This is a genomic window from Streptomyces sp. NBC_01197 (genome assembly GCF_036010505.1).
GTDB lineage: Bacteria > Actinomycetota > Actinomycetes > Streptomycetales > Streptomycetaceae > Streptomyces.
Map to the genome: position 1 here is coordinate 2178943 of NZ_CP108569.1, position 15235 is coordinate 2194177.

General features: G+C 69.0%; 16 protein-coding genes. 4 read left to right on the forward strand and 12 right to left on the reverse strand.

Features of this window, described 5'->3' with window-relative positions:
- Window positions 1-51: 51 nt before the first annotated feature.
- The gene (locus OG452_RS09690; protein WP_164267472.1) at window positions 52-444 is read right to left on the reverse strand and encodes an SCO5389 family protein; all 393 of its coding nucleotides are present in this window, start codon (window positions 442-444) and stop codon (window positions 52-54) included.
- Between the two features lie 213 nt (window positions 445-657).
- Here OG452_RS09690 and nucS point away from each other — a divergent pair, with 213 nt between their 5' ends.
- Complete coding sequence (gene nucS, locus OG452_RS09695; protein WP_327295211.1) at window positions 658-1329, forward strand: endonuclease NucS; 672 nt, start codon at window positions 658-660, stop codon at window positions 1327-1329.
- Between the two features lie 147 nt (window positions 1330-1476).
- Here the strand turns inward: nucS and OG452_RS09700 are convergent, their stop codons facing one another.
- The 4 genes from OG452_RS09700 to OG452_RS09715 form a co-directional block, all read right to left on the reverse strand.
- Window positions 1477-4068: an ATP-binding protein gene (locus OG452_RS09700; protein ID WP_327295212.1), complete on the reverse strand. Its 2592-nt coding sequence runs from the start codon at window positions 4066-4068 to the stop codon at window positions 1477-1479.
- Between the two features lie 211 nt (window positions 4069-4279).
- Complete coding sequence (locus OG452_RS09705; protein WP_164264323.1) at window positions 4280-4603, reverse strand: STAS domain-containing protein; 324 nt, start codon at window positions 4601-4603, stop codon at window positions 4280-4282.
- A 146-nt stretch (window positions 4604-4749) separates the two neighbouring features.
- Complete coding sequence (locus tag OG452_RS09710; protein ID WP_327295213.1) at window positions 4750-5598, reverse strand: 3-hydroxyacyl-CoA dehydrogenase family protein; 849 nt, start codon at window positions 5596-5598, stop codon at window positions 4750-4752.
- Window positions 5599-5728: 130 nt separating this feature from the next.
- Window positions 5729-6364 carry a TetR/AcrR family transcriptional regulator gene (locus tag OG452_RS09715; protein WP_266853011.1) on the reverse strand — a complete coding sequence of 212 codons (636 nt, stop codon included), beginning with the start codon at window positions 6362-6364 and terminating at the stop codon, window positions 5729-5731.
- A 101-nt stretch (window positions 6365-6465) separates the two neighbouring features.
- Between OG452_RS09715 and OG452_RS09720 the strand changes: the two genes are divergently transcribed.
- From OG452_RS09720 to OG452_RS09730, 3 genes are read left to right on the forward strand one after another with little or no spacing between them, the layout of a single operon-like run.
- Window positions 6466-7248, forward strand: coding sequence for an ABC transporter ATP-binding protein (locus OG452_RS09720; RefSeq protein WP_327295214.1), 783 nt, complete (start codon window positions 6466-6468; stop codon window positions 7246-7248).
- Window positions 7249-7257: 9 nt separating this feature from the next.
- Window positions 7258-8007, forward strand: coding sequence for an ABC transporter permease (locus OG452_RS09725; RefSeq protein ID WP_327295215.1), 750 nt, complete (start codon window positions 7258-7260; stop codon window positions 8005-8007).
- A 24-nt stretch (window positions 8008-8031) separates the two neighbouring features.
- Entirely contained in the window at window positions 8032-8604 is a 573-nt protein-coding gene (locus tag OG452_RS09730) for a cob(I)yrinic acid a,c-diamide adenosyltransferase (protein WP_327295216.1), read from the forward strand.
- 50 nt (window positions 8605-8654) lie between these two features.
- On the opposite strand, the gene OG452_RS09735 is transcribed toward OG452_RS09730, so the two are convergent.
- The 7 genes from OG452_RS09735 to OG452_RS09765 form a co-directional block, all read right to left on the reverse strand.
- Window positions 8655-9101, reverse strand: coding sequence for a DUF2550 domain-containing protein (locus OG452_RS09735; RefSeq protein WP_327295217.1), 447 nt, complete (start codon window positions 9099-9101; stop codon window positions 8655-8657).
- Window positions 9102-9219: 118 nt separating this feature from the next.
- Window positions 9220-9594 (reverse strand): F0F1 ATP synthase subunit epsilon, encoded by a 375-nt coding sequence (locus OG452_RS09740; RefSeq protein ID WP_327295218.1) that lies wholly within the window; start codon window positions 9592-9594, stop codon window positions 9220-9222.
- A 127-nt stretch (window positions 9595-9721) separates the two neighbouring features.
- Window positions 9722-11176 (reverse strand): F0F1 ATP synthase subunit beta, encoded by a 1455-nt coding sequence (gene atpD / locus OG452_RS09745; RefSeq protein WP_327295219.1) that lies wholly within the window; start codon window positions 11174-11176, stop codon window positions 9722-9724.
- Window positions 11176-12093, reverse strand: coding sequence for a F0F1 ATP synthase subunit gamma (locus OG452_RS09750; protein WP_327295220.1), 918 nt, complete (start codon window positions 12091-12093; stop codon window positions 11176-11178). Before OG452_RS09750 ends, atpD begins: the two co-directional genes overlap by 1 nt.
- 20 nt (window positions 12094-12113) lie before the next feature.
- Window positions 12114-13709, reverse strand: a complete 1596-nt coding sequence (gene atpA, locus OG452_RS09755; protein ID WP_266853027.1) for a F0F1 ATP synthase subunit alpha — start codon at window positions 13707-13709, stop codon at window positions 12114-12116.
- A 130-nt stretch (window positions 13710-13839) separates the two neighbouring features.
- Complete coding sequence (locus OG452_RS09760) at window positions 13840-14655, reverse strand: F0F1 ATP synthase subunit delta (protein WP_327295221.1); 816 nt, start codon at window positions 14653-14655, stop codon at window positions 13840-13842.
- Window positions 14652-15200: a F0F1 ATP synthase subunit B gene (locus OG452_RS09765; protein WP_405563084.1), complete on the reverse strand. Its 549-nt coding sequence runs from the start codon at window positions 15198-15200 to the stop codon at window positions 14652-14654. Before OG452_RS09765 ends, OG452_RS09760 begins: the two co-directional genes overlap by 4 nt.
- Window positions 15201-15235: the final 35 nt, after the last annotated feature.

Sequence of the window (15235 nt, forward strand, 5' to 3'; positions counted from 1 at the left end):
CGCTCCGGCAGCCATGACACCTCCGGTGGTGCGGAGCGGCAGCCCGGCGCGTCAGCAGTCCCTGAGCTCCGGAGACTGGTTCAGCAGCTGGCCCCTGATCGAGGTGAAGCGGCCGAGCCGCTCATCGACCGAGGGATCCAGCGGGAAGACCGCCACACGGTGGCAGTTCTGGAATGCCAGGCGCACCCCGAAATGCCGCTGCAGCGCTCCACGTATCGCGTCACTCGCGAGTGCGCGCAGCAGCTGGCCGCGCGCCTGCTCATTGGGGGGAGGCGTCTGGTTGTCGGCGAACTCGCCACCGTCGACCTTCAGCTGGACCGCCAGAGAGCTGATCATCTCCCATGCATAGGGCAGGGAGGTCCGGACGCAGTCGATGAAGTCGGCTTCATCGACCTCGCCTCGCTCGGCCTGTTCGAGTAGGGCCGGTGAGACGTCGAGCGACATGGGTTCTCCTCTCGCGACCCCGGAGTAGCCGGGGCCTTACGGGCAGGGGCGGAGGACCGCGACGCAGAGTACACGCGCGACGACCTCCTGCTTCCACGGTATGCGTGCGCAGGCGCCCGCACCAGGAGAATGGGCACACAACCGGCCAATAACGAACGGGGTTGTTCAGGGCGAATCGCGTACAAGCGGCGATGTCGAGTAGCGTTGCCGACCATGCGTCTCGTCATCGCCCGCTGCTCCGTCGACTATGCGGGCCGCCTCACCGCCCATCTGCCGTCCGCTCCGCGCCTGATCCTGGTCAAGGCCGACGGGAGCGTCTCGATTCATGCGGACGACCGGGCGTACAAACCCCTCAACTGGATGTCGCCGCCCTGCACTCTGAAGGAGGGGACAGGGGACGAGACCGGTCAGTGGACGGTCGTCAACAAGGCGGGCGAGAAGCTCATCATCACGATGGAGGAGGTCCTCCACGACTCCTCGCACGAGCTGGGGGTCGACCCGGGGCTCATCAAGGACGGCGTCGAGGCGCACCTCCAGGAACTCCTCGCCGACCGCATCGAAACCCTCGGTGAGGGTCACACCCTGATTCGGCGTGAATACATGACGGCGATCGGCCCGGTGGACATCCTCTGCCGGGACGGCGACGGCGGGACCGTGGCGGTCGAGCTCAAGCGGCGCGGTGACATCGACGGCGTGGAACAGCTCACCCGCTATCTGGAGCTGCTGAACCGGGATCCCCATCTGGCCCCGGTGAAGGGCGTCTTCGCGGCGCAGGAGATCAAGCCGCAGGCCCGGGTGCTGGCCACGGACCGCGGGATCGAGTGCGTGGTGCTCGACTACGACGCGATGCGGGGCATCGAGGACGACAAGCTGCGGCTCTTCTGAGGAACGGGAACAGCCGGCCGGACCGGTCGGCACAGCAGAAGCTGCTGAACGGAAGGCCCCGGTGGACGTCCGCCGGAGCCTTCCGCTGTCTCCCGTGCCAGTTGTGTGCGGTGTGAGCCGTGCCGTGTCAGCTGCGCCGTGTGAGCCTCAGCCCGCCGAGGGAGACGAGGCGGACGCCGAGGCGTCCCCCGGAGGCGTGGACGAACTCCCGCTGTCCACCGGCCCGCTGGAGGCCGTGGAGGGCCGCATCGCGCTCTGGGTGGTCGAGGGCGAATCGGCGGGCGGCGGGCCCTCGGTCGTGGAGTCGGACGGGCTGGGGGTCGGGCTGGCCGGGTCGCTCGGCGACGTGGACGGGCTGCTGGGCGGCGAGTGCGGCGGCTTGGACGGCGGCGTCGACGGCTTCGTGGGCGGCTTCCCGCTGGGGCCGGACGGCTTGTCCGACGGTGCCGAGGGTTTGTCGCCCGATGTCGACGCGTCGTCCGACGGTGTGCTGCTCCCGGACGGCTGGTCGCTGCCGGTGGCGCTCGGAGTCGCCGGGGTGGAGGGGGCGGCGGTACTGCCCGTCGAGCCGTCCGAGGTGCCCGGCGTGCTCTGCGTGGGCTCGTCCGCGCTCATGCCGTCCTTGCCGCCGCCGTCGTCGACGGACTGGCCGGGCGTGCTGTCCCCGTGCCCGGGGTCGCTGTTGCTCGTCGCGCCGAGGGTCACCACGGTGCCGAGTACTCCGGCGAGCAGCACCCCGGCACCGGCCGCGACCAGATTGCGCCGGGCACCTCCCAATACCGTACGGCGCCGGGTGGGCGGAGCGGCGCCTGCCGGGGACACCTGCTGGGTGACCAGCGTGATGTGGTCGTGGGGCGCCGGGGAGAGCGAGACGACTGCGCCCGCCGCGCCCGGGCCGACCGGCGGTGGGGCCACGTCCTCGTGCGCGGGCGGCAGAACCTCGGCCCCGTGCGGCGGGGTGTCGCCCGGGGCGCCCGGCACATAGCCGCCGAGTGAGGCGGCTCCCGAGCGGTCGGCGATGAGCGCGAGCGCCCTGCGTCCGGCGACCGTACCCGCCTTGTCGGCCAGCGCACCGCGCAGCGCTATGGAGGCCTCCAGCTCGGCCAGCGCCCGGTCCGGGTTACCGGTGCAGAGCGCCAGTACGCCCAACTCATGGTGGAAATAGGCCTCTTCGGCGACCTCGCCGGAGAGCCTGGCAGCCTCCTGGCCGGTCCGCAGGGCGCGCTCCCAGGCACTCCAGTGCAGTGCGGCCGCGAAGGCGGGAGCCGCGCTGCGGGCCAGCAGTACGGCGGCGCTGGGGTGTCCGGCCTCCGAGCCGGGTACGAGTGCGCTCATCGCCGCGAGGACGGCGTCGGCTTCGGCGGCCGCACGCTCGGGTGCCACCGATGGGTGCCCGGCCCACCAGGCGTAGTGCTGGGCGGTGGTCAGCGCGTGCCCGGCGGAGTCGTCGGCGTACCCGCCGGCCTCCAGCTGCTGGAGGACTCCGGCGGCCAGCCGGTAGTGCGATCCGGCCGGGGAGAGCAGCCCGGACCCGGCCAGCTCCCCCATCGCCGCGTCGGCATGGGTGTCGCCGACCAGCGCCGGCAGATGGGCCTGGTGCGGCACCTCGCCGCCGAGTGCCACGGCGAAGGCCAGCGTGGCCCGTGCCGCGTCGCTGAGCCGCTCAGCGAGCAACTGGGCGGGCGCCGCCCCCTGGCCGAGGGTGGGCAGCGGTACCTCGGTGGTGTCGCCGGGCGGGCCGGCGGCTCCACCGGAGCTGCCCGCGGGGGCGTCGTCGGTGCTGGGTCCCGGGTAGGCGCCGGAGGAGCCGGGGCCGGTCCGCAGCAGGTCGCGCTGGCGCAGCAGCGCTCCCGCCTGGACGAAGCGCAGCGGCAAGCCCTCCGACTCGAACCACAGGTCACCGGCCCAGTTGGCCTCCTCGTCGGTGAGCGGCCGCTGCACGGCGCGTTCCAGGAGGTCGAGCGAGGCGCTGCGCCCGAGACCGCCGAGGAAGACCTCCTCCAGGTGGGACTCGGGGAGCGGGGCGGCCACGTCCGGGGTGGCGGCGAGCAGGAAGGCGCACTCGGGGGTGGCGTCGAGCAACTCCTCCAGGGCGGCCCCGCCGAGCTCCAGGTCGTCCAGGACGACGATGGCGCCGATCCCGTGGACCAGGGTGAGCAGCTCGGCCCTGTCGGGCCGGTGCAGGGGAGCCCGGTGAACGGCGGCGAAGAGCCCGTACAGCAGGTCGGCGGCGGTGCGGTGGTATCCGGAGAGCCTGACGACCCCGTCGGGCGCGAAACCCGAGCAGTCCCTGGCCACGGCGTCGAGCAGCGAGGTGCGCCCGGAGCCCGCCGGGCCCGTCAGACGTACGGATCGTCCGCGCGCCAGCAGTCGTACCAGCCGCTCGTGTTCCTCCTGCCGCTCCAGCAGCGGCAGTTCGGGTCCTGCGGGCCCTGGCGGCACCGGCGGGCCCGCCGCGCGCAGCAGGCCCGTACGCTCCTCGGGGCTGTACCGCTCCGGGGCGCCGGGGTGTTCACCTGGCGGGCAGTGTTCGATCTCACTGCCGTCGACCGGGTTCACCGTGACCAGGAAGTCGCCCGTGACGAGCCGCACGGTACGGACGCGGGGGGGCGCCTGCTGGGCGAGGTCGGGTGCGAGCGGGTCCCGGGGCGGTCTGGGCGAAACCGGACCATCGGGCCACGGCGGACGGCGGCCGGGGTCCTGGCCGTGCTCGTCCGGTCTGCTGTTCATCGGGTCCATAGGTCAAAGCCCCCAGCTGGCGTTGCGCGCGGTCTGCCTTCCCGGCCTCGCACACCACGCTGTCGCTTCTGGTCCGGTGCCTACCGCACATGGGTTCGTCAATCAGTAGGCGACCGAACCATAGACCTTCGGCCAGTATCCGTCACCACTCGGGGTCCCCGGCGCCGGGGGCGGCCCTCGCGGGTGCGGAAGGAGCGGTACGCGGGCTCGGTCAGACGCGGGGCAGGCACTCGGCGGCGATTCCGCCCTCGATGGCCAGAATACGGTGCAGCCGGGTCGCCACCAGGAGGCGCTGCATCTGCGGCGGCACCCCGCGCAGGACGAGCCGGCGGCCGCATCTCCCGGCGCGCCGGTGGACGCCCATGATCACCCCGAGTCCGGTGGCGTCCCACGAATCGAGTTCGGTCAGGTCGAGCACCAGATCGCCGACACCGTCATCGACAGCCGAGTGCAGGACCGTACGGGCGTCCGCCGCGCTGCGAACGTCGAGGCGGCCCCCGACGACCAGCTCGACGTGGTCGCCCCTGATATGCATATGCGCTCCCCGGGAGTTCTCGGACTCCGTCACGTCTTTCACGTCTGTCACTGAACTGACTGCCCCGCCGGGAAAGAAGTTGCCGTCCGTAAGCGAACCGATACCGAATTCACCCAACCGGGTGATCGTAGGGCGACCTGTGCGATTCAGTGCTTGTAGAACCCCTGCCCGCTCTTCCTGCCGATGTCACCCGCATCGACCATTCGGCGCATCAGCTCCGGCGGAGCGAACTTCTCATCCTGGGATTCCGTGTAGATGTTGCCAGTGGCGTGCAGCAGGATGTCGACGCCGGTCAGATCCGCGGTGGCCAGCGGACCCATCGCGTGCCCGAACCCGAGCTTGCAGGCGGTGTCGATGTCCTCGGCGGTGGCCACGCCCGACTCGTACAGCTTCGCCGCCTCGACGACGAGCGCGGAGATGAGCCGGGTGGTGACGAAGCCCGCCACGTCGCGGTTGACGACGATGCAGGTCTTTCCGACGGACTCGGCGAACTCCCTTGCGGTGGCGAGGGTTTCGTCGCTCGTCTTGTAGCCGCGGACCAGCTCGCACAGCTGCATCATCGGGACGGGCGAGAAGAAGTGCGCGCCGACGACCCGCTCCGGGCGCTCCGTCACCGCCGCGATCTTGGTGATCGGGATCGCCGAGGTGTTGGAGGCGAGGACCGTGTCCTCCCGTACCAGCTTGTCGAGTGCACGGAAGATCTCGTGCTTGACCTCAAGCTTCTCGAACACCGCCTCCACGACGATGTCGGCGTCGGCTGCCGCGTCCAGATCGGTGGTTGTGGTGATCCGTGCGAGAGCGGCGTCGGCGTCGGCCGCTTCCAGCTTGCCCTTCGCGACGAACCGCGCATAGGACGCCTTGATGGCGTCGGTACCGCGGGTCACGGCCGCATCGGTGACATCGCGCAGAACAACGTCCCAGCCGGCCTGAGCCGACACCTGCGCAATTCCGGAACCCATGAGTCCGGCTCCGATGACAGCGAGCTTCCTGGCCAATTGGCACCCCTTAAACGGCATTCTGCGAACGGCTCTGGGGCGGAGGCTATAGGGAGCCGGGCACCTTGTGGTGGCTAAGAGATGCGCGTCACGTCCCACATGGCGGACATCACACCCCGGGGCGTCACCCTCAGCCCCTTACTGCGTAGTTGAGCACTTTCTCCCCCAGGACCTCTTCCATGTCGTCGAGGAGATCCAGGGCCCGACGGGAGACCTCGTCCGGCGCGTGCCCGGCGATCATCTCGTCACCGATCCACGCCATCAGCGTCGACTGGATCCAGGCGAGCTGACCGGCCACCAGGGTCGGGAGCGTGTCGGAGCCCGCCGCGCCCGTCTCCTCGCGCAGCGCCGTCTCCACATTCGCCAGGGACTGCTGCTGGATGTGCCACATCCGGGAGCGCAGGGAGTGCGCGTCCTGCACGACGCGCAAGAACCGGTCGTAGCCGTCGAGGAGCCCGACCGTGGGCGAGACCGCCGTCACCTGGTCCCGCAGCTCCCGCAGGACCGCTCCCGCCGCCGACTCCCCCGGGTCCCGGCCGCGCACATAGCGCGCGAGCCGGTCCACCACGCCCTTGCTGCGGTCGAGGAACAGGTCCTCCTTGGCCGGGAAGTAGTTGTACACCGTGTTGACGGAGACCTCCGCCGCCTCGGCGACCTCCGCGACGGTCACCTCGTCGAAGCCGCGCTCCAGGAACAGCCCCGTCGCCACATCGGAGATGTACTGCCTGGTCCGGCGCTTCTTGCGCTCCCTGAGCCCCTCAGCCATGCCCGCATCGTATGCGGGCCGCTGGACACGGTGAAAGCTTGGGGTGACTACAAAATTTATATCCATTGCAAAAATACAGCGTCTCTGTTTTTCTGAGTTCCATGCCAATCATCAGTACGTCCGGGCTGGCCCGGACCTTCACCACCAAGGCCGGCCCGGTGGAGGCCGTACGCGGGATCGATCTGACCGTCCGGGCGGGCGAGATCCTGGGCTTCCTGGGACCCAACGGCGCGGGCAAGACCACCACGCTGCGGATGCTCACCACCCTGCTGGCGCCCAGCGCCGGCGCGGCCACCGTCGCGGGCTGCGACCTGGTACGGGACCCGGCGGGCGTCCGCCGGAAGATCGGCTACGTCGCTCAGTCGGGCGGTGTCGACCCCCAGATGTCCGTACGCGAGGAGCTCGTGACCCAGGGCCGCCTCTACCGGCTGAGCCGGGCGCGCGCCGCAGCACGCGCCGGCGAACTCGCGGGCGAACTGGGCCTCACCGCACTGCTCGACCGCAAGTGCGCCTCGCTCTCCGGCGGTCAGCGGCGGCGCCTGGACCTCGCGATGGGCCTCACCCACCGGCCCGAAGTGCTCTTCCTCGACGAACCGACCACCGGCCTCGACCCCGGCAGCCGGGCCGATCTGTGGGAACTGGTGCGCGCGCTGCGGAAAGAACACGGCACCACGGTCATCCTGACCACGCACTACCTCGACGAGGCGGACGCGCTGGCCGACCGGCTGGTCGTCGTGGACGAGGGCACGGTGGTGGCCGACGGCACGCCCGGCGCGCTGAAGCTCCAGTACACCGGCTCCGTCGACGCCACTCTCCAGGACGCCTTCCTGGCCATCACCGGCCGCACCGCCGCACCCGAAGAGACCGCCCCCGTAGCCGTGTAGGAGCCTCGCATGTTCATGCACGACACCGCGCTGATCTTCGGCCGCTATGCCCGGCAGACAGCGCGCTCAAAGTTCCAGATCCTCTTCGGCGTTCTGATGCCGATGCTCTATCTGCTCTTCTTCGGCCCGCTGCTGACCGGTCTTCCGCTCGGCTCCCAGGGCGACTCCTGGCAGATCCTGGTCCCCGGACTGCTGCTCCAACTCGCCCTGTTCGGAGCATCGTTCAGCGGCTTCGCCATCATCATCGAGAACCAGACCGGAGTGTTCGAGCGGATGCGGGCCACCCCGGTCAGCCGGTTCGCGCTGCTGCTGGGCCGGGTGCTGCGGGACGCCGTGCTTTTCGTCTTCCAGTCCGTCCTGCTGGTCGTGACGGCCCTGGTGATGGGGCTGCGGGCACCTGTGGGCGGCGTACTGATCGGCTTCGCCTTCGTGGGCGTCCTCACGGTGTCGCTCGCCTCGCTCTCGTACGCGCTGGCCCTGAAGGTCTCCAAGCCGCACGAGTTCGGCCCGGTCATCAACGCGGTGACCATGCCGTCCATGCTGCTCTCGGGACTGATGCTCCCGATGGCGCTGGCCCCGGGCTGGCTGAACGTGCTGTCGCACTTCATGCCGTTCCGCTATCTGGTGGACGCGGTACGGGCGGGCTACGTGGGCGAGTACACCAGTACGGCGATGCTCTACGGGGTACTCGCGGCCGGGGCGCTGGCAGCCGCAGCCGTGACGGTGGGCACACGTGTCTTCCGCAGGGCCGGCTGCTGACCGCGCCCGGCTAGGCTCGGCCGCATGGTCAATTTGACGCGCATCTACACCCGTACCGGCGACAAGGGCACCACCGCACTCGGTGACATGAGCCGGACCGCCAAGACCGATCTGCGGATCTCCGCGTACGCCGACGCCAACGAGGCCAACGCGGCCATCGGGACCGCCGTCGCGCTCGGCGGTCTGCCGGACGAGGTGGTGAAGGTGCTCGTCCGCGTCCAGAACGACCTGTTCGACGTGGGGGCCGACCTGTGCACACCCGTGGTGGAGGACCCGAAGTATCCGCCGCTGCGGGTGGAGCAGTCGTACATCGACAAGCTGGAGGCCGACTGCGACCGTTTCCTCGAAGACCTGGAGAAGCTGCGGAGCTTCATCCTGCCCGGCGGCACGCCCGGGGCGGCGCTGCTGCACCAGGCGTGCACGGTGGTACGCAGGGCCGAGCGGTCGACCTGGGCTGCGCTTGAGGTGCACGGCGAGGTGATGAACGCACTCACCGCGACCTATCTGAACCGGCTGTCCGACCTGCTGTTCATCCTGGCGCGCACCGCGAACAAGGAGATCGGTGACGTGCTGTGGGTGCCGGGCGGCGAGCGGTAGGGACCGGGGGCCTCCCCATGGCCAACTGGCCTCTTGCATAAGCCGGTTGGCTAAGCCACGTTAACTCTCTGGCCGGGCGGTGCCGCTTCCAGCCAGGCCAGGAAGCCCGTCAGCGCGTCCTCGCTCATCGCGAGTTCGAGCCGGACACCCTGGTGCGAACATCGCAGCACGATCGCATCAGAAAGGAGCGCCAGTTCCTCCTCGCCCTCCGGCGTACGCCGGGAGACGACTTCGATGGACTGGCGCTCCAGAGTGCGGCGCGGGCGCGGGGCGTAGGAGAAGACGCGGAACCACATGATCCGGTCGCCGCTGTAACGGGCCACCCCGTACACCCAGCCTTTGCCGGACACATCCGGTTTCTCCGGAAGGTCCCAGCGCACACTGCAGTCGAAGGTGCCCCCGGAACGCTGGATCAGCCGCCGGCGCAGGCCGAAGACGAAGAGTCCCACCGCTACCAGTACGACGACCAGGCCGCCCACAAGCAGAGCGAGGATCATCTACACCGACCTCCTCGCCTCATACCGTAAGGGAACTGGTTCTGCATCGCCTCAGCCGCGACCCGGTCCGGATGGTTCCGGACGGGCCGCGGCTGAGGTCAAATCTCGGTGGGAGGCGTCAGTTCCCCGTCACCGCGCGCAGTCGGACATCGGCGCGCCGCTCGGCGACGGCGTCGTCATCGGACTTCGCGCTCTCCAGCGCACGCTCGGCGCGCTGGACATCGATCTCGTCTGCCAGCTCCGCGATCTCGGCCAGCAGCGAAAGCTTGTTGTCGGCGAAGGAGAGGAAACCGCCGTGCACAGCGGCAACGACCGTCCCACCATCGCTCGTACGAATGGTCACCGGGCCCGATTCCAGCACACCGAGCAGCGGCTGGTGATTGGCCATGACCCCGATGTCGCCGGACGCGGTGCGCGCGACAACGAGAGTCGCCTCGCCGGACCAGACATTACGGTCCGCCGCGACCAGCTCGACGTGCAGCTCAGCAGCCAAGGTGGCTCCTCGGGTCATCACCCGGCACTGCTGCCGGGTGTTGGGTCAAAGTCTAATGGGCGTACGGAGAGGGGCGGGACACACCCGCCCCTCTCCGGGAGTCTGATGACTCACATGGGGCAGCGACTCAGGAGACGCCGAGCTCCTTGGCGTTGGCCTTGAGGTCCTCAATGCCACCGCACATGAAGAACGCCTGCTCGGGGAAGTGGTCGTAGTCCCCGTCGCAGATCGCGTTGAACGCGGTGATCGACTCGTCGAGCGGCACGTCCGAACCGTCCACGCCGGTGAACTGCTTGGCGACGTGGGTGTTCTGCGACAGGAAGCGCTCGACACGCCGGGCACGGTGGACAGTGAGCTTGTCCTCCTCGCCCAGTTCGTCGATACCGAGGATCGCGATGATGTCCTGGAGGTCCTTGTACTTCTGAAGAACACCCTTGAGGCGCAGAGCGGCGTCGTAGTGGTCCTTCGCGATGTAACGCGGGTCCAGGATGCGGGACGTCGAGTCCAGCGGGTCGACCGCCGGGTAGATGCCCTTCTCCGAGATCGGACGGGACAGCACGGTCGTCGCGTCCAGGTGGGCGAAGGTGGTCGCCGGCGCCGGGTCGGTCAGGTCGTCCGCGGGGACGTAGATCGCCTGCATCGAGGTGATCGAGTGTCCACGGGTCGACGTGATGCGCTCCTGCAGCAGACCCATCTCGTCAGCCAGGTTCGGCTGGTAACCCACCGCGGACGGCATACGGCCGAGCAGGGTGGACACCTCGGAACCGGCCTGGGTGTAACGGAAGATGTTGTCGATGAAGAAGAGCACGTCCTGCTTCTGCACATCGCGGAAGTACTCCGCCATGGTCAGACCGGCAAGCGCGACACGGAGACGGGTGCCCGGGGGCTCGTCCATCTGACCGAAGACAAGCGCCGTCTTGTCGATGACGCCGGACTCGGCCATCTCCTCGATGAGGTCGTTGCCCTCACGGGTACGCTCACCGACGCCCGCGAACACCGACACACCGTCATGGTTGTTGGCGACGCGGTAGATCATTTCCTGGATCAGCACGGTCTTGCCGACACCGGCACCACCGAACAGACCGATCTTCCCACCCGTGACGTACGGGGTGAGAAGGTCGATGACCTTGATGCCGGTCTCGAACATCTTGGTCTTCGACTCGAGCTGGTCGAAGGCCGGGGCCTTGCGGTGGATCGGCCAGCGCTCGGTGATCTCCGACTCGGCCTCAGGGTGGTTCAGGATCTCACCGAGGGTGTTGAACACCTTACCCTTGGTGATGTCACCGACCGGCACCGTGATGCCGTTGCCGGTGTCGACCACCGGGGCCTGGCGGACCAGGCCGTCGGTGGGCTGCATCGAGATCGCACGGATCACGCCGTCACCGAGGTGCTGCGCGACTTCGAGGGTCAGCGTCTTGAGCTTGCCGTCCTCGGCCGGGTCAGCGACCTCGACCTTCAGCGCGTTGTAGATCTCCGGCATCGCGTCGACGGGGAACTCCACGTCGACGACCGGGCCGATGACCCGGGCAACGCGGCCCGTGGCGGCGGCGGCCGTCGCCGCCTCGTCGATAGTCGTCGTCATTACTTGTCACTCCCCGCGGTCGCGTCGGCCAGGGCGCTTGAGCCACCGACGATCTCGCTGATTTCCTGGGTGATTTCGGCCTGGCGGGCCGCATTGGCAAGCCGGGAGAGGCTCTTGACGAGATCCCCGGCGTTGTCGGTGGCCGACTTCATCGCACGGCGGCGGGCGGCATGCTCGGAAGCAGCCGACTGCAGCAGCGCGTTGTAGACACGGCTCTCGACGTAACGCGGCAGCAGCGCGTCGAGAACGCCCTCCGCCGACGGTTCGAACTCGAACAGCGGAAGCGCTTCAGCCTTCTTGTCCGACTGTTCGGCGGACTCGTCCAGGCTCAGCGGCAGCAGCCGGTTCTCGACCGGCGTCTGCGTCAGCATCGACTGGAACTCGGTGAAGACGATGTGGAGCTCGTCCAGACCGCCCTCGGCCGTGTCCTGCTGGACCGCCGCGATCAGCGGCGCCGACACGCTCTTGGCATCCGCGTACGTCGGGTTGTCGGTGAACCCGCCCCACGACTCCACGACCTTGCGCTCGCGAAAGCCGTAGTAGGCGACGCCCTTGCGGCCGACGACGTAAATGTCGACGTCCTTGCCCTCACCGCGGAGCCGCTCGGTGAGCCGCTCCGCCGCCTTGATGGCGTTGGAGGAGTACCCGCCGGCCAGACCGCGGTCGCTCGTGATGAGCAGAACTGCGGCCCGCGTCGGGTTCTCGGCCTCCGTGGTCAGCGCGTGCTTCGTGTTGGAGCCGGTCGCCACCGCGGTCACCGCACGGGTGAGCTCGGTCGCGTACGGCATCGATGCCTGCACCTTGCGCTGCGCCTTGACGATGCGCGAGGCGGCGATCATCTCCATCGCCTTGGTGATCTTCTTGGTCGCGGTGACGGATCGGATGCGACGCTTGTAGACCCGGAGCTGGGCTCCCATGAGTCAGGTCCCTTCCGTCGTCACTTGGAGGCGCTGACGGCCGGCGCGTCCTCGCCGAGGAGCTTGCCGTCCGAGGTCTCGAACTGCCGCTTGAACGCTGCGACAGCGTCGCCGATCGCGGTCACTGTGTCGTCCGACATCTTGGCGCCCTCGCGGATGGAGGTGAGGAGTTCCTTGCGCTCGCGGCGCAGGTGGTCCAGCAGCTCTTCCTCGAAGCGGCGGATGTCCTCGACCGGTACGTCGTCCATCTTGCCGGTGGTGCCGGACCAGACGGAGACGACCTGCTCCTCGACGGGCATCGGCTGGTACTGGCCCTGCTTCAGCAGCTCGACCATGCGCTTACCGCGCTCCAGCGAGGCCTTGGAAGCCGCGTCCAGGTCGGAACCGAAGGCGGCGAACGCCTCCAGCTCGCGGTACTGGGCGAGGTCCACACGGAGTCGGCCGGACACCTGGCGCATGGCCTTGTGCTGAGCCGAACCACCGACACGGGAGACCGAGATACCGACGTTGAGCGCGGGCCGCTGGCCGGCGTTGAACAGGTCGGACTCCAGGAAGCACTGACCGTCGGTGATGGAGATGACGTTGGTCGGAATGAACGCCGACACGTCGTTCGCCTTGGTCTCGACGATCGGGAGGCCCGTCATCGAACCGGCACCCATGTCGTCGGAGAGCTTCGCGCAGCGCTCCAGCAGACGGGAGTGCAGGTAGAAGACGTCACCCGGGTAGGCCTCACGGCCCGGGGGGCGGCGCAGCAGAAGCGATACGGCGCGGTAGGCGTCGGCCTGCTTCGAGAGGTCGTCGAAGATGATCAGGACGTGCTTGCCCGCGTACATCCAGTGCTGGCCGATGGCCGAACCGGTGTACGGAGCCAGGTACTTGAAGCCGGCCGGGTCGGAAGCCGGAGCAGCGACGATCGTCGTGTACTCCAGGGCGCCCGCCTCCTCCAACGCACCGCGCACGGACGCGATGGTGGAGCCCTTCTGGCCGATGGCGACGTAGATGCAGCGGACCTGCTTCTTCTCGTCGCCGGAGCGCCAGTTGTCGCGCTGGTTGATGATCGTGTCGACGGCCAGGGCGGTCTTGCCGGTCTGGCGGTCGCCGATGATCAGCTGACGCTGGCCACGGCCGATCGGCACCATCGCGTCGACAGCCTTGTAGCCGGTCTGCATCGGCTCGTGCACCGACTTACGCACCATGACGCCGGGAGCCTGCAGCTCCAGCGCACGGCGGCCGTCGGTCGCGATCTCGCCGAGGCCGTCGATCGGGTTGCCGAGCGGGTCGACAACGCGGCCGAGGTAGCCCTCGCCTACACCGACCGAGAGCACCTCACCGGTGCGCTGCACCGGCTGGCCCTCCTCGATACCGCTGAACTCACCGAGTACAACAGCACCGATCTCGCGCTCTTCCAGGTTCAGCGCAAGACCGAGCGTGCCGTCCTCGAACTTCAGCAGCTCGTTCGCCATGGCCGAGGGAAGACCCTCGATCTTGGCGATACCGTCGCCGGCCACGCTGACCGTACCGACCTCCTCGCGCGAGGCCGCGTCCGGCTTGTACGACTGGACAAAGTTCTCCAGCGCATCCCGGATCTCCTCCGGCCGGATCGTGAGCTCCGCCATCTGGGTTCCCTGCTCTCCTTGTTGGGCCTGAAGTCTTTGGGGGTCTGGGGGCGGCCCCCAGGAATCTTCTGCAATTTCTGCACGGCCCAACCGGGCCGCTCTTCTTGTTCTGCAGTTGTGCCGGCGGTGGTCAGCCGGCGAGCCGCCGGGACGCCTCGTCGAGACGTTCGGCGATGGTGCCGTCGATGACCTCGTCGCCGACCCGCACCGAGATCCCGCCGAGGACCTCGGGGTCCACGTCCAGGTTCAGGTGCATCTGGCGGCCGTAAAGCTTCGCCAGCGCGGCGCCGAGACGCTGCTTCTGCCCGTCGGTGAGCGGCACCGCCGATGTGACAACGGCGACGACACGGTCCCGGCGTGCGGCAGCGAGCTTGGACAGGGTCTGCAGACCCGTTTCCAGGCTACGTCCCCTCGGGTGCGTCACGAGACGCACGACCAGGCGCTCGGTCACCGGGTTGGCCCGGCCTCCGAGCAGGCTGCGCAGCAGCTCCGTCTTGGCGGCGACTGTCGCCGCACGGTCGGTGAGCGCGGAGCGCAGTGCGGGGCTCGACTCGACGATCCGGCCGAACCGGAACAGTTCGTCCTCGACGTCGTCCAGTGCACCGGACTGCTGGGCCGCGGTCAGATCGGCGGTGGCTGCGAGCTCCTCCACCGAGTCGACCAGGTCGCGCGAACGCGACCAGCGGGAACGGACCATACCGGCGACCAGGTCGGCAGCGGGGCTGTCCACCTGTCCGGCCAGCAGCCGTCCGACCAGCTCGGCCTTGGCCTCGCCCTCCTGCGCCGGCTCGGTGAGGACCCGGCGCAGGGTCACCTCGCGGTCGAGCAGCCCGGTGACCTGTGCCAGCTGGTCCGCGAGCTGCGCGGCGTCGACCGACGGGGTGTCGGTCAGCGCCTCGAGACGCTCGCGTGCAGCGGCCAGCGCCTCGCGGCTCGCACCGTTCATCGCGCGGCCTCGGCCTTCGAAGCGCTGCCCTCGAGGTCGTCGAGGAAGCGGTCGACCGTACGGCTCTGCCGGGCGTGGTCCTCAAGGGACTCGCCGACAAGCTTTCCGGCCAGCTCGGTCGCGAGCTTGCCCACGTCCTGACGGAGCGCGGCGGCCGTGGCCTTGCGGTCCGTCTCGATCTGGGCGTGACCCGCGGCGACGATCTCCTCGCGCTGCCGCTGGCCTTCCGCCCGCATCTCCTCGATGATCGTGGCGCCCTGCTCGGTCGCTTCCTGGCGGAGGCGCGCGGCCTCGTGCCTGGCCTCGGCGAGCTGGGCCTTGTACTGCTCAAGCGTCTGGGTCGCCTCGGCCTGAGCCTCGGCCGCCCGCTCCAGACCGCCCTCGATCGCGTCCTGCCGCTCGTTCAGAGTCTTCTGGATGTTCGGCAGAAGCTTCTTTCCGAGGAAGCCGAAGACGATGAAGAAGCAGAGCAGGCCGACAATCAGTTCCGCCGTATTGGGGATGAGCGGGTTCTCGGAGCCCCCCTCCGCCAGGAAGAGCATCATGTCCGAACCTTTCGTCGAATGTGGCTACCGGTCGG